Source organism: Nocardia cerradoensis NBRC 101014 (assembly GCF_000308535.1).
Classification (GTDB): Bacteria; Actinomycetota; Actinomycetes; order Mycobacteriales; family Mycobacteriaceae; genus Nocardia; species Nocardia cerradoensis.
Window position 1 is genome coordinate 1 of the sequence record NZ_BAFW01000319.1, and the last position, 4,313, is coordinate 4,313.

At 65.2% G+C, this 4,313-nt stretch carries 7 protein-coding genes; 3 read left to right on the forward strand and 4 right to left on the reverse strand.

Annotated features, from left to right (window positions below):
• Positions 1 to 187, reverse strand: a 187-nt coding sequence (locus ON23_RS28405; protein WP_039782011.1) for a hypothetical protein, incomplete at its 3' end; no start/stop codon positions are given.
• 194 nt (positions 188 to 381) lie between these two features.
• On the reverse strand, positions 382 to 873 hold the full coding sequence (locus ON23_RS28410; protein WP_039782012.1) for a hypothetical protein: 492 nt from the start codon (positions 871 to 873) through the stop codon (positions 382 to 384).
• 539 nt (positions 874 to 1,412) lie between these two features.
• Between ON23_RS28410 and ON23_RS28415 the strand changes: the two genes are divergently transcribed.
• The 3 genes from ON23_RS28415 (at position 1,413) to ON23_RS28425 (ending at position 3,191) form a co-directional block, all read left to right on the forward strand.
• Positions 1,413 to 2,306, forward strand: a complete 894-nt coding sequence (locus tag ON23_RS28415) for a TRADD-N-associated membrane domain-containing protein (protein WP_039782014.1) — start codon at positions 1,413 to 1,415, stop codon at positions 2,304 to 2,306.
• Between the two features lie 42 nt (positions 2,307 to 2,348).
• Positions 2,349 to 2,540 (forward strand): hypothetical protein, encoded by a 192-nt coding sequence (locus tag ON23_RS28420; protein WP_039782016.1) that lies wholly within the window; start codon positions 2,349 to 2,351, stop codon positions 2,538 to 2,540.
• Positions 2,541 to 2,708: 168 nt separating this feature from the next.
• Positions 2,709 to 3,191 carry a hypothetical protein gene (locus ON23_RS28425; protein WP_143860636.1) on the forward strand — a complete coding sequence of 161 codons (483 nt, stop codon included), beginning with the start codon at positions 2,709 to 2,711 and terminating at the stop codon, positions 3,189 to 3,191.
• Positions 3,192 to 3,247: 56 nt separating this feature from the next.
• On the opposite strand, the gene ON23_RS28430 is transcribed toward ON23_RS28425, so the two are convergent.
• Both ON23_RS28430 and ON23_RS36200 read right to left on the reverse strand, forming a co-directional pair.
• Positions 3,248 to 3,631 carry a hypothetical protein gene (locus ON23_RS28430; RefSeq protein ID WP_094028457.1) on the reverse strand — a complete coding sequence of 128 codons (384 nt, stop codon included), beginning with the start codon at positions 3,629 to 3,631 and terminating at the stop codon, positions 3,248 to 3,250.
• Positions 3,628 to 4,212 (reverse strand): hypothetical protein, encoded by a 585-nt coding sequence (locus ON23_RS36200; RefSeq protein WP_051043496.1) that lies wholly within the window; start codon positions 4,210 to 4,212, stop codon positions 3,628 to 3,630. Before ON23_RS36200 ends, ON23_RS28430 begins: the two co-directional genes overlap by 4 nt.
• Positions 4,213 to 4,313: the final 101 nt, after the last annotated feature.

Sequence of the window (4,313 nt, forward strand, 5' to 3'; positions counted from 1 at the left end):
CCGACGCGAACAGGGCCACGACCACGGCCACGGCGATGAGGGTCCACACCAGTCCGCCGCCGGTGGCCAGCGGCACCAGGCACACCATCGCGGCGATCGCGAGGGCGACCAGGGCGAGGGACAGGCCGAAGCTGTCGAGGAAACGCGCGACCGCGAATCGATTCACGTGCGGCAAGGGGATATGCATACCGGCTCCAATCCGGTGGGTGACGGCTGTTCCGTCTGACAGAAACCAATATACACGCGTTTGCGTGTTTTGTCTCGGGAATCGGTTGCGCCACACCGAAACCCCGACCCCGTAGGCACCCCCGAAGTCTCAGCCCGCAAATCCGGAGACTTCCCCCAGGTCGCGCCCCGCCGAACCTGTAGGCACCCGGGCCGCTACCCGCCCGGCTCCGGCTCCACCAACTCCGCATCCAGCACACCGCCGGCCGCCTTGTTGATCTCCAGCATGAAATCGTTCTTCAGCCGCTCCAACTCCCCAGCGCCAGCACCGATCTGCACCGACACATCCGGCGTATCCAGCCCGTGCAACCGCATCAACCGCGCGAGAGCCTTGTCGGCTACGCTGGCGCCCTTCGCGAACCGCTCCATATCGCCCTCGTCGCGGCCCTCCAACATCACACCCAGGCCGTGCTCCCACAGCTTCTCCGCACGGGCCACCATCAACGGCCGCACCACATCCGCGGCCTGCTTCTCCGCCCGGGCCAGCGCAGCCTCCACCGCGGCCCGCGCACCCGACTCACCCGCATAGCCTTCGTGCTCGGCGATATCGGCGTACGTCATGCCGCGCACCTTCAGATCCAGGCAACGCTGCTGCCGAGCCCTCGTCTCCGGGTCGACCTTCCCGGCCGCCTTCCCCTTCTTGCCCACTACGCACCGTCCCTGAGCGCAGAGCTTCGCCACTGTGTGTATGCACGGTCGCGCTCCTCCTGGTCGCTGAGGTGCATCCCCACGTCGTGTGGCGCGTACGTGCGCTCACACGCCAGATAGCCGGCCTCGAACACCTCCCGAGGATCCGGGGCCATGGGGACGGGGCGGATCTTCTCGATAGTCTCCGCGCTCGCTCGGAGGGTGATCGGATGCCGGTACGGATGAGGGAATGCCGGTTTGCTGCATGTGGTGCAGATTCCGGAGGTTGCGGTGCTGCTGCCCATGGTCGGGACGGTAGGGCGGTGGGGTGCAGCGGACCGAACCATCGTGATCCGTAACACGGTGTGGGCCATGGCGATTTCCAATGGATAGCCGCGAAGACAGTACGAGATCGGGGGTTTGGAGTGGATACGAAACTGGCACCGCCCAGCGGCGATGATGGGCAGGACAGACCTCGATCTAGCGTGCGGAACAGGAAGTCTGTTCGGCCGCCGCCGCCGGGTCGGTCGGTTTATGCAGCTTCTACACTGAGGGCGCCGATGATCATGGCTGTCCTCGTCATCACCGCATCCATTGCCGGGATTACCGCAGTCGCTGTGGCGCTCCTTCGTTCGTCGCGGGACCAGGCGCAGCGTGATCTCGTTCGCGCCCAGTATCTGCAGCACGTTGCGGAGTCTGCTGCTCAGTCTCAGCCCCCGCCTCAGCCTCCCGCGCAGGTGTCCGTGATCTCGGAGCCAACGACCGCGGATTGGGCTTTGGTAGTCGGGCTACCGGTCGCGCTGTTCTTCACGGGCTTGGTGATTTTCGGCGCTGTCTATTGGAGGACGCGCCGGGCCGAGCAAAAGCAAGTCAAGGCGTTGGGCGCAGTCCATGACGCGATTGCGGAGATCAAGGATCCGAACGACTTGCTCGGTCTTATGGAAGTCAATCGTCGGCAAATGGATGCGTATGACGCCCAAGCACGCGGTCAGGGGGGTAGTTCGCATTGGAGCAGCCTTGTTGCGATGACGGTCGGCCTCGGGATCGTGGGGGCGGGGTTGACGATCACCGTGGTTGCGTCCGAGGACGCGACGAAATATGCGGCAGCGATCGTGGCGGCGGTCGGCACAGCCACCGGCGGCTACATTGCTCAAACTTTCATCAGACTGAATTCGGCTGCGCAAGATCAGGTCCGGTACTACTTCGAACAGCCGCTGGTGCAAAGCTACCTCCTCACCGCTGAACGGTTCGTCCTGCAGATGCCAGCTGCGGAGCGGCCGAAGCAGTACCAGGCATTGGTGGAGGCTGCGTTGAAGCAGGCCGCGATGGTGCCGCAACATCGCGTCCCAACGCTCGGAGAGCGGCCGCTGAAGAAGCCGGCGGACAAACCCGCTCGCTCATCCAAAGCGGCTCGCTCATCGAAGCCGCGAGTGGGTTTGACAGGTGCCCGATGATCTAGACGAGCGGGATGGACCCGCTCGTGAGGAGACGACTCCATGAATCATCGGCATTTTGAGGATGTCGATTTCGAGTACGACACAACCGATCCGACCGTGGTGCGGGACCGAAAGTCCGCGATCATGGCGGCACAGCCACTGGCGTACAACTTCCAGATTGATGGTTGGCGCTCGCATGAGGACAAGCCGGGCGGATACTTCCGGATTTCGTGGGAGCTTCGGGATTTGTAGCCCAAACCCGCTCAGTCCGTGCAGATCAGAGCATATGCCGTGATGTTGGCCCCGGATAGCTTCCCGCTTCCGGGGAGCCGACCTGCTGCCATGGTGGCGGCTGTAAAACTAACGGGGGCAAGCTAATCCGGCCTCAATCTCGATTCTGCGAAGGTAATGTCGTCTGCCGTGTCGGCAGCGGACTATGCAGCATGGACGAGCGCGGGTATCTCCGCGTTGGCTCTCATTGTCGCCGGGGGAGCTGCGCGAACGTCTTCAAAAGCCCTGAGGTGGCAGGAGGACTCGGCGGAGTCGGCGCGCCGGAGTGCGGAGGCGGCCGAGCGGGCAAATGTCATCGCAGAGCGCGCGGTCAGTGGCGAAAAGCCGCCGACGCAAGCGGAGGTTGAGAGCGTCGACTGGGTGGTCGAGAAGCGAGAGGGTAGCCGCTTCGTCCTGCGAAATGCCGGTTCAGTGGTCGCGGAGCATGTGTCGGTTGACAAGGACGATCTGCGGCTGGGCCGAAATCTCCCGGAGGATGCGGTTATTCGCCCCGGGGAAGGCGTCGATTTTCTGATATTTGCTGCGTGGGGGCATCCTGTGCCGAACCAGATCACGGTGCGATGGGGAGATCCAGATGCCCCGAGCGAGCGGGTAGTCCCGATGCCCGCCTGAATGCGTTGCACTGTTGCCCCGGACAGCGTCCGATTGACCGGGGCCAACAGCCGCACTCAGACGTGGCCGGCAGTTCGATTTGCATCCTTCCGCATGTCCCCGGACTTCGGCTCGAATAGTCGGCAGGCCGGCCACCAGCCGCGCATGTCGGGCCCCCAGCTGCCGCGCCCGTTCCGCACTCCGGCCTCCTCGCATTTCAGGAAGTCGCTGTTTCCGGCGCCGGTGCGGTAAAGGTGTCGGCAGTCTCGGCAGCGGAGGCCGGAGCCGGTGCGGTCCTTGGCGGCGTCGCGGTGGAGGCGTTCGCGGGTGCCGGGGTTGAATCCGGCGGCGATGGTGTCGGCCTGGCGCAGGGTGCGGGCGGCGTCGCGGCCCAGGCCCTCGAACCGGTCCGGGACGGGCACCGGTTCGAGGTCGGGCAACAGCGACGGATCGTCGGTCATCGGTGTTCCCACAGGCCGCGGCCCAACAGTTCCGCAGTCTGAGCGGTATCGAGTTCGGCCTCGATCGCGTCGATGTGGTCGATATCGGCCGCGGAGAGGAGACGGTTCATCCACGCCGGATGCGGTGGCGCGTCGGTCGGGTAGCCCTGGACCTGCCCGCCGGGATTGCATCCGAGCCGGTGGGAGATGGTGATCGCGGCCATGAAGTGGTCGGCCTGGACGATGCACACCCCGAGGAACCCACCAGCGCCGGGCACCTGCTCGGCCGGGGACCGGGATTTCGTGTCGTCCACGAACGACAGCCACCACAGACCGGTCGGGGATATGTCGCTCGGTTCGCGTACCGGGTAGGTCAGAGGGATGAAACCGTGGCCGGTGGTCATGACCTCGTGGGCGAACCGGCGAGCTTGCTCGGCGAACAGGTCGCGGCCGATACGCTCGGCGGCCTGCCCAGGGGTGAGCGCGGACAGGGTGCAGCGCTGCCACGGGCTTTGATCCTCGAGTGCGCGAGTGATCGCACCGAGCAGGCCAGTGAAGTCGGCTTCCGTGGTGGCGTACCGATAGGGCTGGTCGTGGCTCATGGCTTGCGGCCTTCCCACTTCCGGCGGACCGCTTCCCGGTCCTCGTCGCTGATCGGTCGGCGGCCGTCACCGAACGGTGAATCCCCGGCGTACTCGTAGGC